The sequence below is a fragment of the Pseudarthrobacter sp. NPDC092202 genome, assembly GCF_044755505.1.
Lineage (GTDB): Bacteria > Actinomycetota > Actinomycetes > Actinomycetales > Micrococcaceae > Arthrobacter.
Genome location: NZ_JBIVRG010000014.1, coordinates 1 through 19,793, shown reverse-complemented (window position 1 = coordinate 19,793; position 19,793 = coordinate 1). Strand labels below are relative to the sequence as shown.

General features: G+C 65.2%; 19 protein-coding genes. 9 read left to right on the top strand and 10 right to left on the bottom strand.

Annotation, left to right across the window (positions count from 1 at the left end):
* The 6 genes from ACIQF4_RS17560 to ACIQF4_RS17535 all read right to left on the bottom strand — a co-directional run bounded on the left by ACIQF4_RS17560 (position 1) and on the right by ACIQF4_RS17535 (position 6,982).
* On the bottom strand, positions 1–1,551 hold the full coding sequence (locus ACIQF4_RS17560; RefSeq protein ID WP_400516894.1) for an alpha-N-arabinofuranosidase: 1,551 nt from the start codon (positions 1,549–1,551) through the stop codon (positions 1–3).
* 70 nt (positions 1,552–1,621) lie between these two features.
* Entirely contained in the window at positions 1,622–2,272 is a 651-nt protein-coding gene (locus tag ACIQF4_RS17555; RefSeq protein WP_400516893.1) for a YesL family protein, read from the bottom strand.
* Positions 2,269–3,630 (bottom strand): family 43 glycosylhydrolase, encoded by a 1,362-nt coding sequence (locus tag ACIQF4_RS17550; protein ID WP_400516892.1) that lies wholly within the window; start codon positions 3,628–3,630, stop codon positions 2,269–2,271. Before ACIQF4_RS17550 ends, ACIQF4_RS17555 begins: the two co-directional genes overlap by 4 nt.
* Before the next feature lie 3 nt (positions 3,631–3,633).
* The gene (locus tag ACIQF4_RS17545; RefSeq protein WP_400516891.1) at positions 3,634–4,587 is read right to left on the bottom strand and encodes a carbohydrate ABC transporter permease; all 954 of its coding nucleotides are present in this window, start codon (positions 4,585–4,587) and stop codon (positions 3,634–3,636) included.
* Positions 4,588–4,598: 11 nt separating this feature from the next.
* Positions 4,599–5,504, bottom strand: a complete 906-nt coding sequence (locus tag ACIQF4_RS17540; protein WP_400516890.1) for a carbohydrate ABC transporter permease — start codon at positions 5,502–5,504, stop codon at positions 4,599–4,601.
* A 143-nt stretch (positions 5,505–5,647) separates the two neighbouring features.
* Positions 5,648–6,982 carry an ABC transporter substrate-binding protein gene (locus ACIQF4_RS17535; protein WP_400516889.1) on the bottom strand — a complete coding sequence of 445 codons (1,335 nt, stop codon included), beginning with the start codon at positions 6,980–6,982 and terminating at the stop codon, positions 5,648–5,650.
* Positions 6,983–7,277: 295 nt separating this feature from the next.
* On the opposite strand from ACIQF4_RS17535, the gene ACIQF4_RS17530 reads away from it, so the two are divergent.
* Positions 7,278–8,771 (top strand): arabinan endo-1,5-alpha-L-arabinosidase, encoded by a 1,494-nt coding sequence (locus ACIQF4_RS17530; RefSeq protein ID WP_400516888.1) that lies wholly within the window; start codon positions 7,278–7,280, stop codon positions 8,769–8,771.
* A 34-nt stretch (positions 8,772–8,805) separates the two neighbouring features.
* Here ACIQF4_RS17530 and ACIQF4_RS17525 read toward each other — a convergent pair whose 3' ends face one another.
* Together ACIQF4_RS17525 and ACIQF4_RS17520 are read right to left on the bottom strand one after the other, a co-directional pair.
* Entirely contained in the window at positions 8,806–8,943 is a 138-nt protein-coding gene (locus ACIQF4_RS17525; protein WP_013599219.1) for a methionine/alanine import family NSS transporter small subunit, read from the bottom strand.
* Entirely contained in the window at positions 8,940–10,514 is a 1,575-nt protein-coding gene (locus ACIQF4_RS17520) for a sodium-dependent transporter (protein WP_400516886.1), read from the bottom strand. Before ACIQF4_RS17520 ends, ACIQF4_RS17525 begins: the two co-directional genes overlap by 4 nt.
* Positions 10,515–10,740: 226 nt before the next feature.
* Here ACIQF4_RS17520 and ACIQF4_RS17515 point away from each other — a divergent pair, with 226 nt between their 5' ends.
* From ACIQF4_RS17515 to ACIQF4_RS17505, 3 genes are all read left to right on the top strand, one after another.
* Complete coding sequence (locus ACIQF4_RS17515; RefSeq protein WP_400516884.1) at positions 10,741–11,457, top strand: alpha/beta fold hydrolase; 717 nt, start codon at positions 10,741–10,743, stop codon at positions 11,455–11,457.
* Between the two features lie 62 nt (positions 11,458–11,519).
* Complete coding sequence (locus ACIQF4_RS17510) at positions 11,520–12,614, top strand: agmatine/peptidylarginine deiminase (protein ID WP_400516882.1); 1,095 nt, start codon at positions 11,520–11,522, stop codon at positions 12,612–12,614.
* Positions 12,611–14,377, top strand: a complete 1,767-nt coding sequence (locus ACIQF4_RS17505) for an amidase (protein WP_400516880.1) — start codon at positions 12,611–12,613, stop codon at positions 14,375–14,377. The genes ACIQF4_RS17510 and ACIQF4_RS17505 overlap by 4 nt, the downstream gene beginning before the upstream one ends.
* Here the strand turns inward: ACIQF4_RS17505 and ACIQF4_RS17500 are convergent.
* On the bottom strand, positions 14,374–15,663 hold the full coding sequence (locus tag ACIQF4_RS17500; RefSeq protein WP_400516878.1) for a glycoside hydrolase family 27 protein: 1,290 nt from the start codon (positions 15,661–15,663) through the stop codon (positions 14,374–14,376). The genes ACIQF4_RS17505 and ACIQF4_RS17500 overlap by 4 nt on opposite strands.
* Before the next feature lie 155 nt (positions 15,664–15,818).
* Here ACIQF4_RS17500 and ACIQF4_RS17495 point away from each other — a divergent pair, with 155 nt between their 5' ends.
* Positions 15,819–17,075 (top strand): D-arabinono-1,4-lactone oxidase, encoded by a 1,257-nt coding sequence (locus ACIQF4_RS17495; RefSeq protein ID WP_400516877.1) that lies wholly within the window; start codon positions 15,819–15,821, stop codon positions 17,073–17,075.
* A 29-nt stretch (positions 17,076–17,104) separates the two neighbouring features.
* Positions 17,105–17,440, top strand: coding sequence for a hypothetical protein (locus ACIQF4_RS17490; protein ID WP_350004170.1), 336 nt, complete (start codon positions 17,105–17,107; stop codon positions 17,438–17,440).
* 72 nt (positions 17,441–17,512) lie between these two features.
* Here the strand turns inward: ACIQF4_RS17490 and ACIQF4_RS17485 are convergent, their stop codons facing one another.
* Positions 17,513–18,043, bottom strand: coding sequence for a MarR family winged helix-turn-helix transcriptional regulator (locus ACIQF4_RS17485; RefSeq protein WP_400516875.1), 531 nt, complete (start codon positions 18,041–18,043; stop codon positions 17,513–17,515).
* Positions 18,044–18,350: 307 nt separating this feature from the next.
* On the opposite strand from ACIQF4_RS17485, the gene ACIQF4_RS17480 reads away from it, so the two are divergent.
* The 3 genes from ACIQF4_RS17480 to ACIQF4_RS17470 all read left to right on the top strand — a co-directional run.
* Positions 18,351–19,205: a hypothetical protein gene (locus tag ACIQF4_RS17480; protein WP_400516873.1), complete on the top strand. Its 855-nt coding sequence runs from the start codon at positions 18,351–18,353 to the stop codon at positions 19,203–19,205.
* Positions 19,202–19,633: a phage holin family protein gene (locus ACIQF4_RS17475; RefSeq protein WP_350004167.1), complete on the top strand. Its 432-nt coding sequence runs from the start codon at positions 19,202–19,204 to the stop codon at positions 19,631–19,633. Before ACIQF4_RS17480 ends, ACIQF4_RS17475 begins: the two co-directional genes overlap by 4 nt.
* The coding region (locus ACIQF4_RS17470; RefSeq protein WP_400516953.1) for a DUF3618 domain-containing protein at positions 19,630–19,793 on the top strand (164 nt) is incomplete at its 3' end. The genes ACIQF4_RS17475 and ACIQF4_RS17470, both read left to right, overlap by 4 nt.

The window sequence follows — 19,793 nt, the reverse complement described above, 5'->3', positions numbered from 1 at the left end:
TCAGCCAAGCGCGACGGCGGACCAGGACACCGGCGGCAGGGTGACGGTGAGCGTGCCCTCCTCCAGGACGGCGCCGTCGAGCTGCTTCAAACCCACCCGGTCCTGGTCCTGGAGGGTGTTCTTGGCGTAGACGTCCTCGTCGTGGAGGGTGACGGCCTCGGTGATCACCTTTGCGTTGAGTTCGGAGACGTTGATGGTGATATCGATCGCCTCGGTCTGGCTGCGGTTCACCAGGAAGAGGGCCGACTCTCCGGTGGCGGCGTCAGTGGTGGCCACCGCGTCCACCAGCGGCGCCTCGCCGTAGACCGCCGTCGTGTAGGTTCCTGCTTCAATGCGGGGACGGAGCACCTCGCCCTTGGCCAGCCGGGACGTGACGGAGAACGGGAAGAAGGTTGTCTGGCGCCAGGTGTCGCCACCGGGCTCGGTCATGATGGGCGCAATCACGTTGACCAGCTGGGCGAGGGAGGCTGCGGCCACCCTGTCGTGGTTTTTCAGGAGCGTCATCAGCAGGTTGCCGAACACCACGGCGTCGGCCACGGAGTAGGTATCCTCCAGCTGGCGCGGCGCATGCGTCCATTCCTCATTGACCTCGTCGGAAGCCTGGTGCTCGTCCAGGTACCAGATGTTCCATTCGTCGAAGGAGAGCTGGATGGTCTTTTTGCTCTTGAGCTTGTGCTTGACGTGGTCAGCGGTGGCCACCACGGTTTCAATGAAGTACTGCATGTCCAGCGAGGACGCCAGGTAGGAGCCGAGGTCGCCGTTGCGCTCCTGGTAGTAGGCATGGCAGGAGATGTAGTCCACGTAGTTGTAGCTGTGCTCCAGGACAACGCGCTCCCACTCGCCGAAGGTAGGCATGGCGGATCCGGAGGAGCCGCAGACCACCAGCTCCAGGTTTTTGTCCGCCGTCTTCATGGCGGACGCGGTGCGGGCGGCCAGCTTGCCGTAGTCCTCGGCGGACATGTGCCCGATCTGCCAGGGACCGTCCATCTCGTTGCCCAGGCACCACATGCGGATGTTGTAGGGGTCCTTGGCGCCGTTGGCGATGCGCTGCTCGCTGAGCGCCGTGCCTGACGGGTGGTTGGTGTACTCCAGCAGGTCCAGGGCAGCCTCGATGCCCCGGGTGCCCAGGTTGACGGCCATCATGAGTTCCGAGCCGGTGAGCTTGCACCAGCGGGCAAACTCGTCCAGGCCCACCTGGTTGGATTCAAGTGAATGCCAGGCGAGGTCCCGCCGGACGGGCCGCTGGTCGCGGGGGCCCACGCCGTCCTCCCAGCGGTAGCCCGAGACAAAGTTGCCGCCGGGGTAGCGGATGGTGCTCGAGCCGAGTTCCTTGACCAGTTCGATAACGTCCAGGCGGAAACCGTCCTCGTTGGCCGTGGGGTGGGCGGGCTCGTAAATTCCGTCGTAGACGCAGCGGCCAAGGTGCTCCACGAAGGAGCCGAAAATCCGGCGGTTAACGGGCGCCACAACGGCGGAGCGGTCCACGGTGATGACGGTGGGCGCCACGGCAGCCAGGTCGGTCTGTTCAGCAGCGGTGGAAGTGATGGTCACGGTGTGTATTCCTGTTCTATCTAACGTTGTACAAAAGGGTGGTAGGTCTCGTGCAGTGGTGGCGGGGGTCTTAGGCGGGGGAAGGTCCCGCGGCTTCCATTCCCGTGAGCCTGCGGCCCACCAGCCACCCGGAGATGAGGAGGGGAACCGAGGCACCCACCAGGGGCACCAGCACCGTCATTCCAGAGAAGACGACGGCGGCCGCCGCCAGGGTGAGCAGCAGGGACAGGCTCATCACCGGAGACACGAGCGGCAGCATAAAGGCTGTCCGCCATGTTTTGGCCACGGAATCCCGGTAGCGACTGCACAGTGCAACCGCCGTGACGGCAGCAGCAGCCGTACCTATGGCAGCGAGCGTTGACAGCGTCAGAAGGACAGCGTGCACGGCGGGCGGCACCGCGGTTCCGGCCGGCCCCAGCAGGGTGGCGAAGTCCAAAACAAGCACGACGCCGGCAATCCAGAAGGCGCTTCCCACCCGGTTCGCGTGCAGGAACTGGAAACGGTAGGCGGTGACGAAGTCCTTCACCAGGCTGTCCCCGGCGGAACCGTTCCGCAGCCTTCCAAGGACAGTGGTGGCCGCGACAGCGGCAGGAAACACGCCAAGGACCACCAGCCCTGCCAGGGATCCGATGACAAAGAGCAGGTTGACCAGGACGAGGCGGCTGGAAAAGCGGAGCCAGTCCATCAGCCGCCCGGCCCATCCCAGCGGAGCGTCGTTCACAGCAGCCCCTCCCGGGTTCCGCTCCAGGCGACGCCATGCTGGTCAATGCCGCTGAAAGACAGTGCCGGGCGGTTGCGGGACCAGTCCCATGAACTGAAGACCACGGCGTCAAGCTCCGTGCCCGCTTCGCAGCCGGTCCCCTCCGGACGCAGCCGGACAGCCGCCGGACGCCCCCGGAACTCCGCGTGACATGGCTCAACGCACTTTAGGTTCATCCGGACAGCAGGGGCAATGTCCGTCGACTCGGGGTCGAAGCGCAGGACCTGCCACGTTCCGGCCACCTCGACAGGAGCGGGAACAGCCTCGCTCCGGAGCCCGGCGAACGGCTGGGGTGAGATAACGGGCCAGCCGGCGGCAGTGAAGAAGAGCCGGCGCACATGGACCACGTGCTGGCTCGGTTCGGCCGCAAACCGGACATGATGGACCACAAAGTATTCGTCGGATCCGTCCGGTCCTTTCTGCGTGAGGACCGAATTGTGGCCCGGCGCCAGCCAGGCCGTGCCGCCGTCGAACTGGTAGCTGCCCAGCACCTTGGTGCCTACGGCAGCGGGCGGCGCCTCGACGTCGGTCATCTCAATCCCCCGGAAATCCCGGTAGGGGCCGGTGATGTGGTCCGCTACAGCCACCCTCACGTTGTAGGTGCTGAACAGCGAATCATAGGAGGTGAACAGGATGTAGCGGCCATCCTGCGGCCTGCGGAGAATGAAGGCTCCTTCCACCGCCCCCTCCACGGACTGCTGACGGCGGGCAATGACGGAGCCCAGGTCACCTGCCACCCTGGGCAGCCCCGAGCCGGCGTCCAGGGGAAGGATGTAGATGCCGGAGAAGAAGGAGCCGTAGGTCAGCCACGGGTTGCCGTCGGCGTCAAAGGCCACCGCTGCATCTATGGCGTTTTGGGAATGTTCGCCGCTGCGGGTTGCCACCACCAGGCCGCGGTCCTCCCACGGACCGTTGGGAGACGGCGCCACGGCAAGGCCAATCGCGGAGGTGTTGGAGCCGAAAGTGGACGCCGAGTAGTACATATGCCATCCACCGCCCGGCCAGCGCACCACGTCCGGCGCCCACAAGCCTTGGGCGCCGGACCACGTGGCAGCCGCTCCGGGGACGCCGTCGAACGCTGTTCCCTGGTATTTCCACTGGACCAGGTCAGTGGAGGTACGGATATGTACTCCTGCGGGTATATGTTTCGAGTTGGCTACGGCGTCGGTGGAGAACATGTAGTAGGTGCCGTCATCGTCCTGCACCACGGTGGGGTCGTGGGCGTGGCGTGCTCCCCAGGAGGAAGGCTCCTGCCCCGCACCTGCGGGGAGCGGAAGCGGCTCCTGCGCAAGGGGCATGGCTGTCTCAGCGGTCTTCACGGCTCAGCCCTTCGATCCGGAAAGCGCGATGGACTCGATGATCTGGCGCTGGAAGACCACGAAGACGATCAGTACCGGCAGGAGTGCCACGAAGGATGCGGCCATGATCAGCGGGTAATCCGTCTGGATGGCGTACTGGGCGTTGAAGTTGGCGATGACCAGCTGCAGGGTCTGGGTGCCCGGGGAGTTCAGGTAGATGATGGGCGCCAGGTAGTCGTTCCACATGGCCATGAACCAGAGGATGAACTGGGCAGCAAGCGCCGGGCGGATGGCGGGCAGGATCAGGGTCCAGAAGATCTGCAGGTAGGAGGCGCCGTCAATCCGTGCGGCTTCCACGATGGAGTCCGGGATGCTGTTCAGGAACTGGCGCAGGAAGAAGATCATGATGATGTTGCCGAAGAGTCCCGGCACGATCAGCGGCAGCAGCGTATCAACCCAGCCGATGCTGGCGAAGATGGTGAACTGCGGAATCATCAGGGTGGGGAACGGGATCATCAGTCCGGACAAAAGCCCCAGGAACAGGACGTTCTTGAAGGGCATCCGCATCTTGGCGAACGCGAAGGCTGCGAGCGCCGACGCCAGCGAGCCCACGATGGTCACCGAGCAGGCCACGATCAGGCTGTTCTGGATGCCGGTCAGCAGCGGGCCTGCAGTCCAGATGCGGGCGTAGTTCTCCCAGACGAAAGGGTCCGGGATCCACTGGGGCGGAAGCTCGAAGACGCCGTCCTTCGTTTTGAGCGAGGTGGAGAAGGTCCAGGCCAGCGGTGCGATCATCACGATCGCACCGATGCTCAGGATCAGTGTGGTGATGATGTTGCCCAGGCGGAGGGTTTCCTTGGTGGACCGGGGCCCCCTGCCTGCCCTCGCCTGGCCGGCAGGTTTGCCGCCCCGCGCGCCGCCGGGAATTTCCTGGCTGGGTTCCAACGGAGGGGTGGTGATGACGTTCTGCGCGGACATGGCTGCCTGCCTCAATCGATCGAAAACTGGTTGCGGCGGTTGAGCCGGAACTGGATGAAGGTAATGACGAAGACCAGCAGCCCCAGAACCACGGACATCGCGGACGCATACCCCATCTGGAGGTTGTCGAACGCTTTTTGCCAGATGTACCAAACGATGGAGGCGGACTCGAATTCAGGGCCGCCGGTGGGCGTCATGATGTTGATTTCGACGAAGATCTGGGATCCGGCGATGACGCTGGTGACAATCAGGAAGAACGTGACTGGCGCGACCATCGGAACAGTGATGTGCCGGAACTGCTGCCAGGCGGTGGCGCCGTCCAGCGCCGCGGCCTCGTACAGGTAGCGGGGCACCGACTGCAGGGCAGCCAGGTAGAGCAGCATGGAATAGCCCAGGCCTTTCCAGACAGCCATGATGATCAGGGCCGGCTTCACCGTAGCGGTGTCCTGCAGCCAGTTGGGGCCATCGATTCCCACCAGTGCCAGGCCCTGGTTGATCAGGCCGAAGTCGCCGTTGAAGGCCCACTGCCAAAGGATGGCCACGGCGGCAATGGACGAGATGACGGGCAGGTAGTACACGGTGCGGAAGAACGTTGTGCCGCGCATCTTCCGGTTCATCGCGAGCGCCAGCGCCAGCGAGATGACCAGCCCGATCGGGATGCCGATCATCATGTACAGCGTGTTCCACAGCGACTTCAGGAAGTAGCGGTCACCGAACATCTTGGTGTAGTTGTCCAGGCCCTTGAAGACCGGGGCGGAGATGCCGTTCCAGTTGGTGAATGACGCGTAAACCGAGAAAAGCAGTGGAAAGAGCGTAAAGAGGAGGAACCCAATCACCGGTATGGCAACAAATGCGAGGGCTGCCCGGTGTTCCTTCCGGTGGAGCCGCGAGCGGCGGGGGCGCGTGATGGTGGACATCGCTGGATCCTCTTTGATTCGTGATGGTGGCGCTCAGGAAGTGCACCGGCAAGGTGCGTGGGACAGGTGCCGCGGCCGCGCTGGCCGGAGCCGCGGCACCTGGTTCTTGAAGGGCTGGTGGCAGCCCTGCTCATGGACCGGAGCTAGTTGCCGGCCTGCTGGTTGGCGGCGTCCAGGAATTCCTGCATCCTGGGCTGGGCTTCCTTCAGGTAGTCGGCAGCGCTCTGCTTGCCGTCCAGGACCGGCTGGATGTTGGTGAAAAGCTCGTCGTACCACTCGGCGTTGAAGGTGTTGCCGCCCGGAAGCGCCCGGCCGTAGTCCTTGACGATCTGCAGGAACTCGGCCTTGTTGGCCGGCTTCGTCGTGGTGTCGGCAGCCCAGTTCTCGGCCATGTCCTTCAGGTTTGGAATTTGGATGCCTGCATCCACCAGGCTCTGCTGGGCTTCCTTGTTGGCCGTGAGGTACTCCACCAGTTTGACGGCCTCCTCGGGGTACTTGGTGCTTTCGGATACCGCGACGCCGAGTGTTCCGATCCAGCTGGCCGTCTCGCCCGTGTCTCCTGCCGGGTACGGGATAACGTCCCATTCGAAGCCAAGTTTCTGGTACGTGGAGAGGTCCCAGGGAGCGATGGGGAAGAAGCCGATTTCGCCCTTCATCCATCGCTGGTAGGTGTCCAGGGTCTGGGCTTCGGCGACCGAAGGGGTTACGCCGTGGACGTTTTGCAGGTCGGCGAACCACTGCAGGGACTCGGCGAATTCGGGGGTGTCCACTGTGACTTTGGTCCGGTCTTCGTTGAGCCAGTCCCCGCCGTTGGACCAGACGAACGGCTGCAGGTTCCACTGGACGTTCAGGCCCGTGCCCCACTGGTCCAGGCTTCCATCGCCGTTGGTGTCCGCCGTCAGTTTCTTGGCTGCGGCCACGAACTCGTCGAAGGTGTAGGGCTTGTCCTTGTCCGGGAGCGGAATTCCGGCTTTCTCCAGTATGGTCTTGTTGTAGCCGAAGGAGAAAGGGCCCACGTCCTTGGGCAGGGCGTAGATGGAACCTTCGCCCACCCGCTTGCCGTCGTAGCGGTAGCTGTCCACTCCGTATTCCCAGATGTTCTCCAGGTCGATCGTGTCCGAGCCTTCCACGTATTCGGTGATGTCCTTGACGATGCCGTTCTGGACGTACGCCTGGACGTCGCCGGGGCCGATGTAGAAGACGTCAGGGACCTGCTTGCCGGCAATGGCAGCCTTCAGCTTGGTGGCGTACTGGTCTGCGGTGGTAACAACGATGTCAACGTCCACGCCGTTCGCGGCTTCAAACTGCTCCACGGCCTTTTCGTAAGCCTTCTTCTCGTCCTCACCTCCGCGGAACATGAAGGTGAGCTTCTTTTCACCGCCGGCGTCCCCGCCAGAGGGGGCGGAGCATCCGCCGAGCATGAGGCCGGCGGCAGTAAAAAATGCCAGGGTTGCGGCCATGGGACGTGACTTCATCATCACGCAGTCCTTCCGGGTTGGGGGAGCAAACAGTTCAGGTGGCGGTACCGGGCTCCGGGTCCTGCGGTGGCGGAACCTCTGTGAGCGCTTTGCAACGTTGTAAGAAACCTTCACACAGCAGGAGAAGAATCGTCAAGGGGCCGTGGGCAATTAGTTTTTGCATCCACGAGGCACCATTGACGTGATCCACATCGCATGCCATATTCTTTCTTTACAACGTTGCAAGTTTCAGCCCTTCGGACCCCCCTCGCGCGCCGCCCCGGCGCCGCCCCACCCCTTGGAAGGACCCTGTGTGATGACGACGTCACGTTCATGGGCGATCCGTGCTGCAGGATTGGCTGCAGCGCTGGGCATCGCCTTCTCAACTGCAGCGCTCCCGACGGCGGCCAGTCCCCAGCCCGGCGCAGTTGCCCCGGTTTCAGCGGTACTGGATGCGAAAGCACCGCTCAGCAGGGACGCTGAGCCCCGGCTCGCCGATTTCCCCGGAGGCAAGACCGTTGTGGGGCAGACGTCCCCTGTCCACGATCCCGCCCTGATCATTGCCGACGACGGGACGTGGTACGTCTATTCAACGGGCCTGGTGAACCGTGAGAACGGCGGCACCATCCAAATGTGGTCCTCCCACGACCAGGGAACCACCTGGGAATACAGCGGTACTGTCTGGGACCGGATTCCTGCCTGGATTGATGAGCACTTCTCGGACGGGGAGCTGCCGGGCAACCTCTGGGCGCCGGAAATCACCGAACATGACGGCACCTACTACCTGTACTACTCGGCGTCGCGCTTTGGCGGCAACAAGTCCCTGACAGCCCTCGCCACCAACACCACCCTGGATCCCGCCGACCCGGACTACCAGTGGGTGGACCAGGGCATGGTGGTCTCCTCCCCCGCCACGGGCCTCGACCCGAACAACCCCGGCAAGACGTTCAACGCGATCGACGCCGGCATCATCGAGGACGCGGACGGCACCCCTTACATGGCCATCGGATCGTTCTGGTACGGCATCTTCCTGGTGCCCATCGAATGGCCAAGCGGCAAGCCGGTGGCGGACTGGCAGTCGAAAACCGTGAACATCGCGGACCGGTTCATGCCCGGCAACCCGGTCGAGGCGCCCTACATCACCAGGCACGATGGCTACTACTACCTGTTTGTCTCGTTCGATTCGTGTTGCCGCGGCGCCGACTCCACCTACAAGGTGGCCGTTGGCCGCTCCACCTCAGTGAAGGGGCCATACCTGGACAAGAACGGCCGCGACATGTTCGGCGGCGGCGGATCAGTTGTCCTGGATTCGCACGGCGCCGTCACGGGTCCGGGCGGGCAGTCCGTCTTCGGCGATTACCTGGCGTTCCACTACTACGACGGCTCCAACCAGGACATCCCCTACTTCCCCACCCTCGGCATCCAGAAAGTCCAGTGGGTGGACGGCTGGCCAGCCTTCGACCAGACAGTAGAACTGCCTTCAGTCACAAAGCAGCCCAAGGCAAGGACAGCCGGCAGCACGGCCAGCATCACAGCCACCGCCGTGGGCACGCCGGGCCCGGTAGCCGTCTGGGAAACGTCCTCCGACGGCGGTGCAAGCTGGCAGAAGGCCATCCGCCAACCGGTCACCAAACGGACGGATGAGCGTACCTACACCTCAGCCCTCGAACTGCCTGCCTCCACACCCGGACAGCCGAACCTCCTGGTGCGCGCCGTGTTCCACAACGCCCACGGCAAGGCAGCCACCGACGCCGTCGTCCTGCCCGCCCCCGAAACCGGCAGCAGCGGCAAGGGACAACCCGGCCCGTGAGCGCGGCAGGGGTGCAGCCGCGCTCACGGACGGGTCAGAGCTCGGGTGCGTGCTCTTCGGGCAGGGCGCCTTCGTCCTCCGGGTGCCTCTTGAGGTTGACCAGCGCGAGCGCCAGTCCACCCCAGACGGTGAGGATCGCGATGATCATCATGGTGATGGCGATAGGTGTCATGGTGCCGTCTCCCGTGCATCCTCTTTGACCACGTCGTCGTATTCGGGGTCATGGTGGGCTTTGGAACTGCGGCTCCAGGGGATGGCCGTCAGTATGAGGGCCAGGACCACAAGCGCGCCGGCCATACCCCAGCCAAACAGCCCCACGAACCACTCTGGGTACCCCTCGTACGTGGTGCTGATCTTGCTGATGAATTCGTTGGCCACCATGTAGATCAGGGCGAGGGGCACCACGCCGGCCACCAGCACTATCCATGACCGCCCCATCCTGATGGTTGAGACGCGGTTCAGGTGGGCCGAGAGCAGCGGCAGCTTGCGGAGGAACCACGCCAGCACCACCACGGTAACCAGCGCGCCCAGGGTGATCCCGAAACTGTTCACGAAGGCATCCGAAGTGTCCAGCAGGTACAGGCCTGTTGCGGTGGGGAACAAGCCCAAGGAGACGGCTGCCACCAGCACGCTGACTACCACCGACGCCTTGACCCGGCCCCAGCCGAGCTTGTCCTGGACGGCGGCCACGATCACCTCCAGCACGGAAATCAGGGAAGTGATCCCGGCGAATACCAGTGATCCGAAGAACAGCACGCCCATCAGCCCGCCGAACGGGGCCTGGGACACGATGGTGGGAAACGCGACGAACGCAAGCCCGATGCCCTGGGTCACGACCTCGTTCACGCCGGTACCTGCCGCCTGGGCCATGAATCCAAGCGCCGCGAAAACACCGATGCCGGCGAGGATCTCGAATCCCGAGTTGGAAAAGGCAACCACCATGCCCGAACCCGTGAGGTCCGTCCGGCGCTTGAGGTAGGACGAATACGTGACCATGATGCCGTAGCCCACGGAGAGCGAGAAGAAGATGTGTCCGTAGGCCGCAGCCCAGACCGACGGGTCCGCAAGCGCGGCCCAGTCCGGCGTGAAGAAGGCGTTCAGGCCTTCTGCTGCGCCGGGCAGGAAGAGCGACTGGACCACCAGGAGCAGGAACATCACCATCAGGAGGGGCAGGAGGATGGAGTTGGCGCGGGAGATGCCTTTGCGGATTCCGGCCACCATGATGGCGATGACCGTGACCCAGACCAGCAGGAGCGGAAAGAAAACGGACGGCACGTAGGTGAAGCCGATACCCGGCGCCTCAGCGACGGCCAGGAAGTTGCCGAAGAAGTAGCCCTCGGCGTCGTCACCCCACGCCTCCGTAAAGGAAAAGACGGTGTACATCAGCGACCAGGCGATGATCACTGCGTAATAGGCGGCAATGACGAAGCACACCAGCACCTGCCACCACCCCAGCGGCTCGGCGGCCCGATGGAGCCGGCGGTAAGCCAGCGGCGCCGACCCGCGGAACTTATGGCCCACGGCGTAGTCGAGGAACAGCAGCGGAATACCGGCCGTCAGCAACGCCACAAGGTACGGAATCAGGAAGGCCCCGCCGCCGTTGTCGTAGGCAATGTAGGGGAAGCGCCAGATATTGCCCAGGCCCACCGCCGAGCCGATGGCCGAGAGGATAAAGAGCCGGCGGGAGGAGAAGGTCTCACGTTTCGCCGGTGCTGCCTGGCCCGGCGACGTTGCGCCGCTCATCCCGCCGCACCTCCCGCGCTGGCCGGGCCCGGCACGGGGCCGGCGGGTCCGCAAAAGTATTCTGGCCGTTTCATGAGGGCTACCTCTCAGGTCACGTCGGAGAAACGCAGGCTACTCCGGGGACTTTACTGCCCGCCAAGGCTCCGCGAAAGCCCTGGTGCTCCGCCTGCCCCGCACCCTGCCCGGGATCAGGCGCCACCTCCTTCTCCGGGAGTAGGGTTCCATCATGGACATCATCCTGGTTCCCGGTTTCTGGTTGGATGCCTCCTCGTGGGAGGAGGTAACGCCTGCGCTGGAGGCGGCCGGTCACCGCCCACATCCGCTCACCCTTCCCGGAATGCAATCCGTTGACGCAGATCGCTCCGGTATTGGCCTGCGGCACCACATCGACGCCGTGGTTGCCGCCATTGACGCCCTGGACACCAAGGTGGTCCTGGTAGGCCATTCCGGTGGCGGCGCCATCATCCATGGCGCCTTGGACGCCCGCCCGGACCGGGTGGAGCGGGCGGTCTATGTGGACAGCGGACCGCTGGGTGAGGGCGGCGTCATCAACGATGAACTGCCGTCCGACGGCGACGACGTTCCGCTGCCGCCGTGGGAAGCGTTCGAGGACGCCGACCTGGTGGACCTCCACGACGGCCTTCGCAAGGCTTTCCGGGCACGTGCCATTCCGGAACCCAAGGGCGTTGCCCACGGCCGGCAGCATCTGCATGACGAGCGGCGGTACGATGTGCCCGCCACCGTCATTGCGTGCGAGTTCCCTGCCTCGCTGCTGCAGGAGTGGATCCAGGCCGGCCATCCCTTTGTGGCGGAGCTGTCCAAGATGCGGGACGTGGAGTACGTGGACCTGCCTACGGGCCACTGGCCCCAGTTCACCAAGCCGGCGGAGCTTGCCCAGGCCATCCTTGCTGCGGTTGAGAGGACAGTCGCCGGCGTCCACTAGCCGGCGGGTAAATTTTTCCCGGATCCCTTGCCTCGGGGCACCGTCGTCTCCATAATAAATGAATGTCATTCATTTATTCCTCCCCTACGCCTTCTCCGGGCATCGTTGCCACCGCCGAAGCTGCCAGCCGCATGCCTGCCGAATGGGACACCCACCAGGGCACCTGGATGGCCTTTCCCCCGCCCAACGACACCTTCGGCGAAGCGGGAAGTTCAACCCTGGACCACGCCCGCGCCGCCTGGACCAAGGTGGCTCAGACCATCGCCCGCTACGAACCCGTCACGGTGGTGGCCGACCCACGCGACGCCTCCACCGCACGGCAATGGCTCGGTGACGGCATCTCGGTCCTCGAAGTCCCCCTCGACGACGCCTGGATCAGGGACAGCGGCCCCACCTTCGTGCACCAACCGGACGGCTCGCTGGCCGCCGTGGACTGGATCTTCAACGGGTGGGGTGCCCAGGAGTGGGCCGCGTGGGACAAGGACCGGGACGTGGCCCGCGCAGTTGCCGGACAGGCCGGAGTTCCGGCAATGTCCAGCGCCCTGATTAACGAGGGCGGCGGGTTCCATGTGGACGGCGAGGGAACGGTGCTGTTGACAGAGACGGTCCAACTCGATCCTGGCCGCAACCCGGGCGCCACAAAGGAATCTGTCGAAGCCGAAATCCACGCTGCCCTGGGCACCACCAAGGCGATCTGGCTGCCGCAGGGCCTTACCCGCGACTACGGTGAATTCGGCACCCGCGGGCATGTGGACATTGTGGCGGCCTTTGCCGGGCCCGGCACCATCCTCCTCCACCGGCAGGACGACCCCGCGCACCCCGACCATAAGGTCTACCAAGAGCTCCGGGCAGCCCTCGCGGGACAGACCGACTCGCAGGGCCGGCCGCTGCGCATTATCGACGTCCCAGCCCCCACCGCGTTGAAGGACGACGAGGGATTCGTGGACTGGTCCTACATCAACCACTACGTGGCTAACAATGTGGTGGTGCTGTGCGCCTTCGACGATCCCAATGACGCCATCGCCGCCGGCATCCTGGAGCGCGCCTACCCCGGCCGCACCGTGGAACTGGTGGACGCACGCAACATCTTCGCCTTCGGCGGCGGCATCCACTGCATCACCCAGCAGCAGCCGGCAGCGAAGGGAGATGCGGCATGAGGCTCGCCGAGACAGCCGGCAGGCGGGTCCCGAAGGGCAATTTCGACGTCGTCGAGGCCTCCATCAGCGAACTCCGAACGGCGCTGGAGGCGGGCGAGGTCACCAGCGAGGAACTGGTCCACTTGTACTTGGCGCGGATCGAGAAGTATGACTTAACCGGAATACATCTAAATTCGCTGGTGGTGATGAACCCGGACGCCCTGGCCGAAGCGAGGGCTTCGGACCAACGCCGGGCCCTGCGCGCGACGCTCGGTCCCCTCGACGGCATTCCGTACACCGCCAAGGACAGCTACCAGGTCCGGGGCCTTACCGTGGCAGCGGGATCACCGGCCTTCAAGGACCTCGTGGCACAGAAGGATGCCTTCACCATAGAACGGCTGCGCGCGGGCGGAGCAGTCCTGATTGGACTGACCAACATGCCTCCTATGGCTAATGGAGGTATGCAGCGCGGCGTATATGGCCGCGCCGAAAGCCCCTACAACGCCGGCTACCTCACCGCGGCCTTCGCCTCGGGATCCTCGAATGGTTCCGGAACTGCCACCGCAGCCAGCTTCGCCGCGTTCGGGCTCGCGGAGGAGACCTGGTCATCCGGCCGGGCGCCGGCGTCGAACAACGCGCTCTGTGCATACACCCCGTCCCGGGGCGTGATCTCGGTCCGCGGCAACTGGCCTCTGGTGCCCACCATGGACGTGGTGGTGCCGCACGCCCGCATCATGGCGGACCTCCTCGAGGTCCTGGATGTTGTGGTGGCCGATGACGCCGAAACCCGGGGCGACTTCTGGCGGGTGCAGCCTTGGGTCGAGCTGCCCAAGGCATCCGAGGTGCGTCCTGGTTCCTACGTGGAGCTGGCCGCACCGGACCGGGCTGCCGCTGTTCGCGTCCTGGCCGGCAAACGCTTTGGGGTGCCGCGGATGTACATCAACGCGGATCCGGATGCCGGAACGGCCCCTGCCCCGGGGATTGGCGGACCCACCGGGCAGCGCATATATACCAGGGACTCGATCATCAGGCTCTGGGAGGCAGCACGGCGCGACCTCGAGGCCGCGGGAGCCCATGTCATCGAGGTGGACTTCCCCGTGGTGTCCAACTACGAAGGCGACCGCCCCGGAACCCCCAGCATTTCAACCAGGGGCCTGGTGTCCCCCGGCTACCTTCGCAGGGAAATTGTGGACCTCTCGGCCTGGGCCTGGAATGACTTCCTTGACGCCAACGGGGACCCGCACCTCAACCGGCTGGCCGACGTCGACGGTGCCACCATCTTCCCCGCTCCGGACGGTTCCCTGCCGGACCGGTACCACGGGTTCGACGACGACATCAGCGACTACCCCGCATGGATCCGGAAGAACGGCGTGCCTGAACTGGACGCTATACCCTACCTGGCTGAGGGGCTGCGCGGGCTGGAGGAAACACGCCGGGTTGACCTTGAACAGTGGATGGACGGCCTGGGCCTCGACGCAGTGGTCTTCCCCGCCGCTGCCGACATTGGTCCCGCCGATGCGGACCGCAACGAGCGCTCGGCAGACCTGGCGTGGCGCAACGGCGTCTGGGTGTCCAACGGCAACCTGGTTCCCAGGCATCTTGGCATCCCCACCGTGACGGTACCCATGGGACTTGCCGCGGACATCGCCATGCCCGTAGGCCTGACGTTCGCCGGCAGGGCCTACAGCGATGCAGTACTGCTGCGGCTCGCTGCCGCGTTTGAAGCCACCGGCAGCCGCCGGGTCCCGCCGCCCCGCACCACATCCACCGTCGCGGGGAGCTAAGCCGGGGTGCGGGAGAAGCGGAAGAACTGCACGCCGTGGGCGGGCGGATCCACCGCCAGGGCGGGGGCTCCGTGTAGACCGGTGAGCCGGGCGCCGGCGCCGCTCCACGCCTCCCGGGCTGTCCAGCTGCCCGGACCCGGAAGGCCAAGGTCCGCGAGCGGCAGTGTCCGTGCCAGGCCAACCGTCCCGGTGTTGAACACCGCCGCGAACCTGTCCTCCGTCGTCGTACTTTCCGCAGCCCACAGCACCAGATGCCCGTCCCGCAGCAGTTCGCGGTTGTTGCGGCTCGCAGTGAGAACAGCCAGGACGTCGCGGTTGGTCAGCAGCTCAAGGGTCTCCGGCGGTGACGAGGGCAGGTCACAGCCGAGCATGAGCGGGGAACGGGTGATGCACCAGAGGGAGAGCATGGTCCTTTGCTCGTCGGGCGTCAGGCGCGTGAGCCGTGCAGGGCCCCGCTCTGCCCGCAGCGCGCTCCGCCCCACCGGCAGCATGTCCGCGTCCGCCCAACTCCCGGGCCGCTGGTGGGGAGCCCAGCGCGCCATCCGGGCAAACTGCGCCTCCACATCCTCCCAGCTGTCCCAGAGGTCGTCCGAAACCCGCCACATGTCAGCATTGGTGCGCAAATGCTCAAGGTGTGCCAGGGATAGGGCCCTGCCGGGCGACAGGCTGAGGACCATGTCCCTGCCGCTGCGATCGATCGCGTGCCGGTAGGCCGCGATCTCCTCCGCGAAGTAGGGGCCCAGCATGTCATCTGCCTTGATGAAATCCACGCCCCAGGACGCGAAGAGCCGCAGCTGGGAGTCGTAGTAGGCCTGGGCGCCGGGGTGGCCGTGGTCCAGGCCGAAATTGTCCGTATTCCACTCGCAGACGGAGGACGTGTCAGCAACCTGGTCCGCGGTGGCATTCGTCCCTTCAATTGGGAGGGCATCCCGCACCGCCTGGCGGGGGATGCCGCGCATGATGTGCAGGCCGAATTTGAGGCCCAGGCCGTGGATGCGGTCTGCGAGCGGTTTGAAGCCGAGGCCACTGGCGGCCGACGGGAACCTGTTAGGCGCCGGGAGCTGCCGGCCGTACGGGTCCAGTTCCAGTTCTGCGCCGTCGTTATACCCTCCGGCCCGGGCGCCTGGCTCGTACCACTGGATGTCCACCACCACGGTGTCCCAGCCAAAGGGCAGCAGGTGCCTGGCCATGAACGCGGCGTTTGCCAGAACCTCCTCCTCGGTTACGGACGTGCCGTAGCAGTCCCAGCTGTTCCAGCCCATCGGAGGGGTGCCCGCACGCGTCATCCCGCAAATCTACAACGATAGAAAGAGATGTGCCAGCGCACCGCGGCATGCGTTCGACCAGTCCGTCCGGCACCGTGACCGCGCCTTGACAGCCCGATTGTTAGCGCTGACAGTTGAGGGAGCCAATTTGCACCTCCAACCGGAAAGCCGACTCAATGAAGAACTGGGCAGGGAACCTTGACTACGCCTCCGCGGAGGTCCGGCGGCCAACTTCCGTGGAAGAACTTGCCGGCATCGTTGCCGCCGCCAGCCGGGTCAAGGCCCTTGGGTCACGGCACTCGTTCAACCGCGTGGGGGACACGGAGGGCGTACACGTGCTCCTGGACGCGCTGCCCCAGCGAATCGAACTGGCCCCGGACCGGGCAACGGTGCGGGTCAGCGGCGGCGTCAGCTACGGTGAACTGTGCCGCGCCCTGGAGCAGTCCGGCGTTGCCATCCACAATCTGGCCTCGCTTCCGCATATATCGGTGGCGGGGGCGGTCCAGACCGGAACGCACGGCTCGGGCGTGGACAACCAGTCCCTGGCCGGAGCCGTCCAGTCCATCGATCTGGTGCGTCCCTCGGGCGAATGCGTCTCCCTCTCCCGCACTGATGGCGACGAATTCCTGGCCAGCGTGGTGGGACTCGGTGCCTTGGGGGTCGTGACCGGCCTGGAACTCGCCGTCCAGCCTAGCTTCAAAATGCGCCAGCGAGTCCTGGAGAACCTGCCGTGGAACCGGGCACTCACGGGCTTCCGGGAACTGGCATCCAGCGCCTACAGCGTCAGCCTTTTTACGGACTATGCCGGTGATTCCATCAGCCAGGTCTGGCTCAAGGCCTTGGACTCCGAGCCTCCCCTGGAGGATCTGTTCGGCGCCACCGCCGCCGCGAGCCCGCTGCACCCGCTGCCGGACATGTCCGCGGAAAACTGCACCCTCCAATTGGACGAACCCGGCCAGTGGCTGGACCGCCTTCCCCACTTCCGCCACGAGTTCACGCCAAGCAAGGGCGAGGAGCTGCAGAGCGAATTCATCCTGCCGCTGGAGCACGCCCCGGCCGCAATTGAGGCAGTCCGCGGACTCGCGGACAAGCTCGCGCCCCTGCTGTTTGTGTCGGAGATCCGGACCGGCGCCGCGGACGAGTTCTGGCTCAGCCCTTTCTACCGGCAGCAGAGCGTTGCCCTGCACTTCACGTGGCGGCCCCTGCAGCCCGAAGTGGAGGCGGTCCTGCCGGAACTCGAGGGCCTGCTGCGGCCCTTCGGTGCGCGTCCGCACTGGGGCAAGCTGTTCTCCGCTGCGGAATACGACTGGGAGGCGCTGTATCCCCGGTTCGCCGCCTTCCGCTCGCTGGCCTCAGCCCACGATCCGGAGGGAAAGTTCCGGAACGGAATGCTGGACAGCATCCTGGGCGTTCCGGCGGCAAGCGCCAGGTAACACTTGGGCGCACCCGATAGGCTGGACTGATGAACCGCCGCCTCGCAGCACTGTCCGCCGCTCCCCTGCTCCTGCTCCTCGCCGGCTGTGGTGCCGTTGAGGAGGCTGCGGGCAACGCCGTCAGTGACGCCGCCTCGAAGGTGGCATCTGCGGGCGCCGCCGAGGTGAACCGCCAGATCTGCGCGGTGGTCCAGGACGGGCTGGTCAGCGTTGAGGACAAGCAGCTGCTGGCGGGCCTCGTCTCGGCAGCGTCCACTGCTGGCGTCCCGGCGGAAATTACGACGCCGTTGGGCCAGATTGCAGAGGCCGGAGACGAAGTGCCGGCAGAGTCCGTCCAAGCACTCAAGGATGCCTGCGCGGCTTAGCAGGCCAGCATAGGCTGACTATGCCGGCTGGCGACTTTAGCGCCAGCCCAAGCGCCCGGAGCGGCCCAAGCCTCAGTGGCCGGACTCGTCCATGCCGCGAAAGGCGGATCCCCGGGTGTCCTGGGGGCGCCTCGCACTGCGGTGCTCAGGCGGAGCGAACGGGACCACCTCATGGCTTCGGCCTGCAGGGAGGGCGCTCACGAATTTTGCCAGCTCCTCGCTCAGGACTTTCCAGCCGATGCTCGGATCATCAGGGTAGGCGTTGATTTCCTCCCGGCGGGCAGCCTCCAAAATGGCTGCCCCGGATTCCGTAAGCTCCACCTTGAACTGCCTGCGGTCGGCGGACTGGCGCGTCCTGGTGATGTAGCCCGCGCCCTCCAACCGAAGCAGCACACGTCCCAGAGTCTGGCTCTGGACCCGTATGGCTTCGGCGAGCTGCTCCTGGTTCAGGGGCCCGCCGGCGAGGCCTTCAAGGGCTATCACTGCCGCGCGGGTAAGGCCCAAGTGCGCCAGGGCGTCGTCCTGGCGCCGTTGCACCAGCCTGGCCGCCACGGAAATCAGGCGGTAGCTGGTGCGGGCATCTGGATCGAGGTTGCTGGTCATCGGGCCGTGGCCTTCCTGTGGGTGGCGAAGTGCAGGGTGTTGATCACCTCTTGTTGCGTCGCTACGTTCTCTACAATAAGCATGCTTAGCATCCGGTTCGCAAGTAGGCTTACTATCCGCCGGGCCGCCAGGGCCGCCCGGACCGTTTCGCCGGAGGCCTCCCACCCTTTTCCGCACGGCTTATTGAACGGCGCCCTTGCGCATCAAAAGGGAAGTGTGCTTAGTATCTAATTAGTAACCATGCTTACTACTAGCCAGCGTTGCTGGTTCTTGATCGCCAGCTGACCCTTACAGGAAAGAGAGCCCGATGACAGAGAACCAATGGCCCCAGACCCCCGGCACTGCAACCACCGATCCCTATGGTGCGAACACCGCAGGCGCCGGGACTTTCGGCACGGCACCCGCTGCGGGTTCTGCCGGCACCTCCAAGAGCCAGGCGGCAAAGGAGGAGGCTTCGAACGTCGCCGGCCACGCCGCATCGTCAGCCCAGAACGTGGCGCAGACCGCCAAGGAAGAAGCCGCCCACGTGGCGTCCGAGGCGAAGTCCAGCGCGCAGGATCTCCTGCACCAGGCGAAGTCCGGCCTCACCAGCCAGGCCGGAACCCAGCAGCAGAAGGCCGCTGAAGGCATCCGCACTATCTCCAGCCAGCTGCACAGCATGGCGGACGCACCGGACCAGCAGGGCATGGCCAGCGACCTGATCCGCCAGGCCGCCGGCACCACCGACTCCGTGGCCTCCTGGCTGGAAAACAAGCAGCCCGGAGACATTCTCGGTGAAGTCCAGAGGTTCGCGCGCAACAACCCCGGCACCTTCCTGCTGCTGGCAGCAGGCGCCGGAGTCCTGGCCGGCCGCCTCACCCGTGGCCTGACGGCAGGCGCACCGGATTCGCACGGCGCGGTCCAGGGCTCGCCGGCACAGCGGTCCGTGCAGCCCCAGCCGGTTGCGCCGCTCCGCCAGGAGACCGTGTACGCAGCCGGGAACGACGACCTCTACAGCGAGCCCGTTGTAGGCGGCGGCGCTCCGGTATCCACAACCTCCCTGCCTTCAGGCACTGCTGAGGACACCCCGCTCCGGTACGAGGATGACCCCTACCGCGACGAGGACGGCTCCTACCGGAGCACCGACGGCGGTTACCGCTCATCGGAAGGACGCCAGCTGTGAGTAGTTCTATTCCGGAACCCGCTCCGAGTGAGGCGCACCAGAGGGCTGATAGTGCCTCGCTGGGTGAGCTGCTTGGGGATGTGACCCGTGACCTGTCCACGCTCATGCGCCAGGAAGTCGAGCTGGCCAAGGCTGAGCTGAAACAGTCGGCCACGAAGGCCGGCAAGGGCTCGGGCATGCTCGCCGGGGCAGGCGTGGCAGGACACTTCGTCCTTCTCTTCCTGTCCCTGGGCCTGATGTTCGCCCTGGGCGCCCTGATGCCCCTGGGCTGGGCCGCCGTGATCGTCGCCGTGATCTGGGGCATCATCGCCGCGGTCCTGGCCTCGATCGGCCGCAAGGAACTCAAACAGATCAAGGGCCTGCCCCAGACCGGCGAAACCCTGTCCGAAATACCCCCAACCCTAAAACCAGGTGAGGTAAACCGATGAGCGATAACCCGGACGCAATCCGTTCAGACATAGAAGCCACCCGCGCACGCCTGGGGACCAACGTTGACGCCGTGGCGGACAAAGTCACCCCCTCAAACATCGTCCACCGCCAGACCGACAAGCTCAAAGACACTGTCAGCGGGGTCAAGGAGAAAATCAT

Bases quoted from the DNA above. Each gene is read 5' to 3' on its own strand.
- ACIQF4_RS17545 (WP_400516891.1), bottom strand. From the start codon at position 4,587: ATGTCCGCGCAGAACGTCATCACCACCCCTCCGTTGGAACCCAGCCAG.
- ACIQF4_RS17540 (WP_400516890.1), bottom strand. From the start codon at position 5,504: ATGTCCACCATCACGCGCCCCCGCCGCTCGCGGCTCCACCGGAAGGAA.
- ACIQF4_RS17535 (WP_400516889.1), bottom strand. From the start codon at position 6,982: ATGATGAAGTCACGTCCCATGGCCGCAACCCTGGCATTTTTTACTGCC.
- ACIQF4_RS17530 (WP_400516888.1), top strand. From the start codon at position 7,278: ATGACGACGTCACGTTCATGGGCGATCCGTGCTGCAGGATTGGCTGCA.
- ACIQF4_RS17525 (WP_013599219.1), bottom strand. From the start codon at position 8,943: ATGACACCTATCGCCATCACCATGATGATCATCGCGATCCTCACCGTC.
- ACIQF4_RS17520 (WP_400516886.1), bottom strand. From the start codon at position 10,514: ATGAGCGGCGCAACGTCGCCGGGCCAGGCAGCACCGGCGAAACGTGAG.
- ACIQF4_RS17515 (WP_400516884.1), top strand. From the start codon at position 10,741: ATGGACATCATCCTGGTTCCCGGTTTCTGGTTGGATGCCTCCTCGTGG.
- ACIQF4_RS17510 (WP_400516882.1), top strand. From the start codon at position 11,520: ATGTCATTCATTTATTCCTCCCCTACGCCTTCTCCGGGCATCGTTGCC.
- ACIQF4_RS17505 (WP_400516880.1), top strand. From the start codon at position 12,611: ATGAGGCTCGCCGAGACAGCCGGCAGGCGGGTCCCGAAGGGCAATTTC.
- ACIQF4_RS17500 (WP_400516878.1), bottom strand. From the start codon at position 15,663: ATGACGCGTGCGGGCACCCCTCCGATGGGCTGGAACAGCTGGGACTGC.
- ACIQF4_RS17495 (WP_400516877.1), top strand. From the start codon at position 15,819: ATGAAGAACTGGGCAGGGAACCTTGACTACGCCTCCGCGGAGGTCCGG.
- ACIQF4_RS17490 (WP_350004170.1), top strand. From the start codon at position 17,105: ATGAACCGCCGCCTCGCAGCACTGTCCGCCGCTCCCCTGCTCCTGCTC.
- ACIQF4_RS17485 (WP_400516875.1), bottom strand. From the start codon at position 18,043: ATGACCAGCAACCTCGATCCAGATGCCCGCACCAGCTACCGCCTGATT.
- ACIQF4_RS17480 (WP_400516873.1), top strand. From the start codon at position 18,351: ATGACAGAGAACCAATGGCCCCAGACCCCCGGCACTGCAACCACCGAT.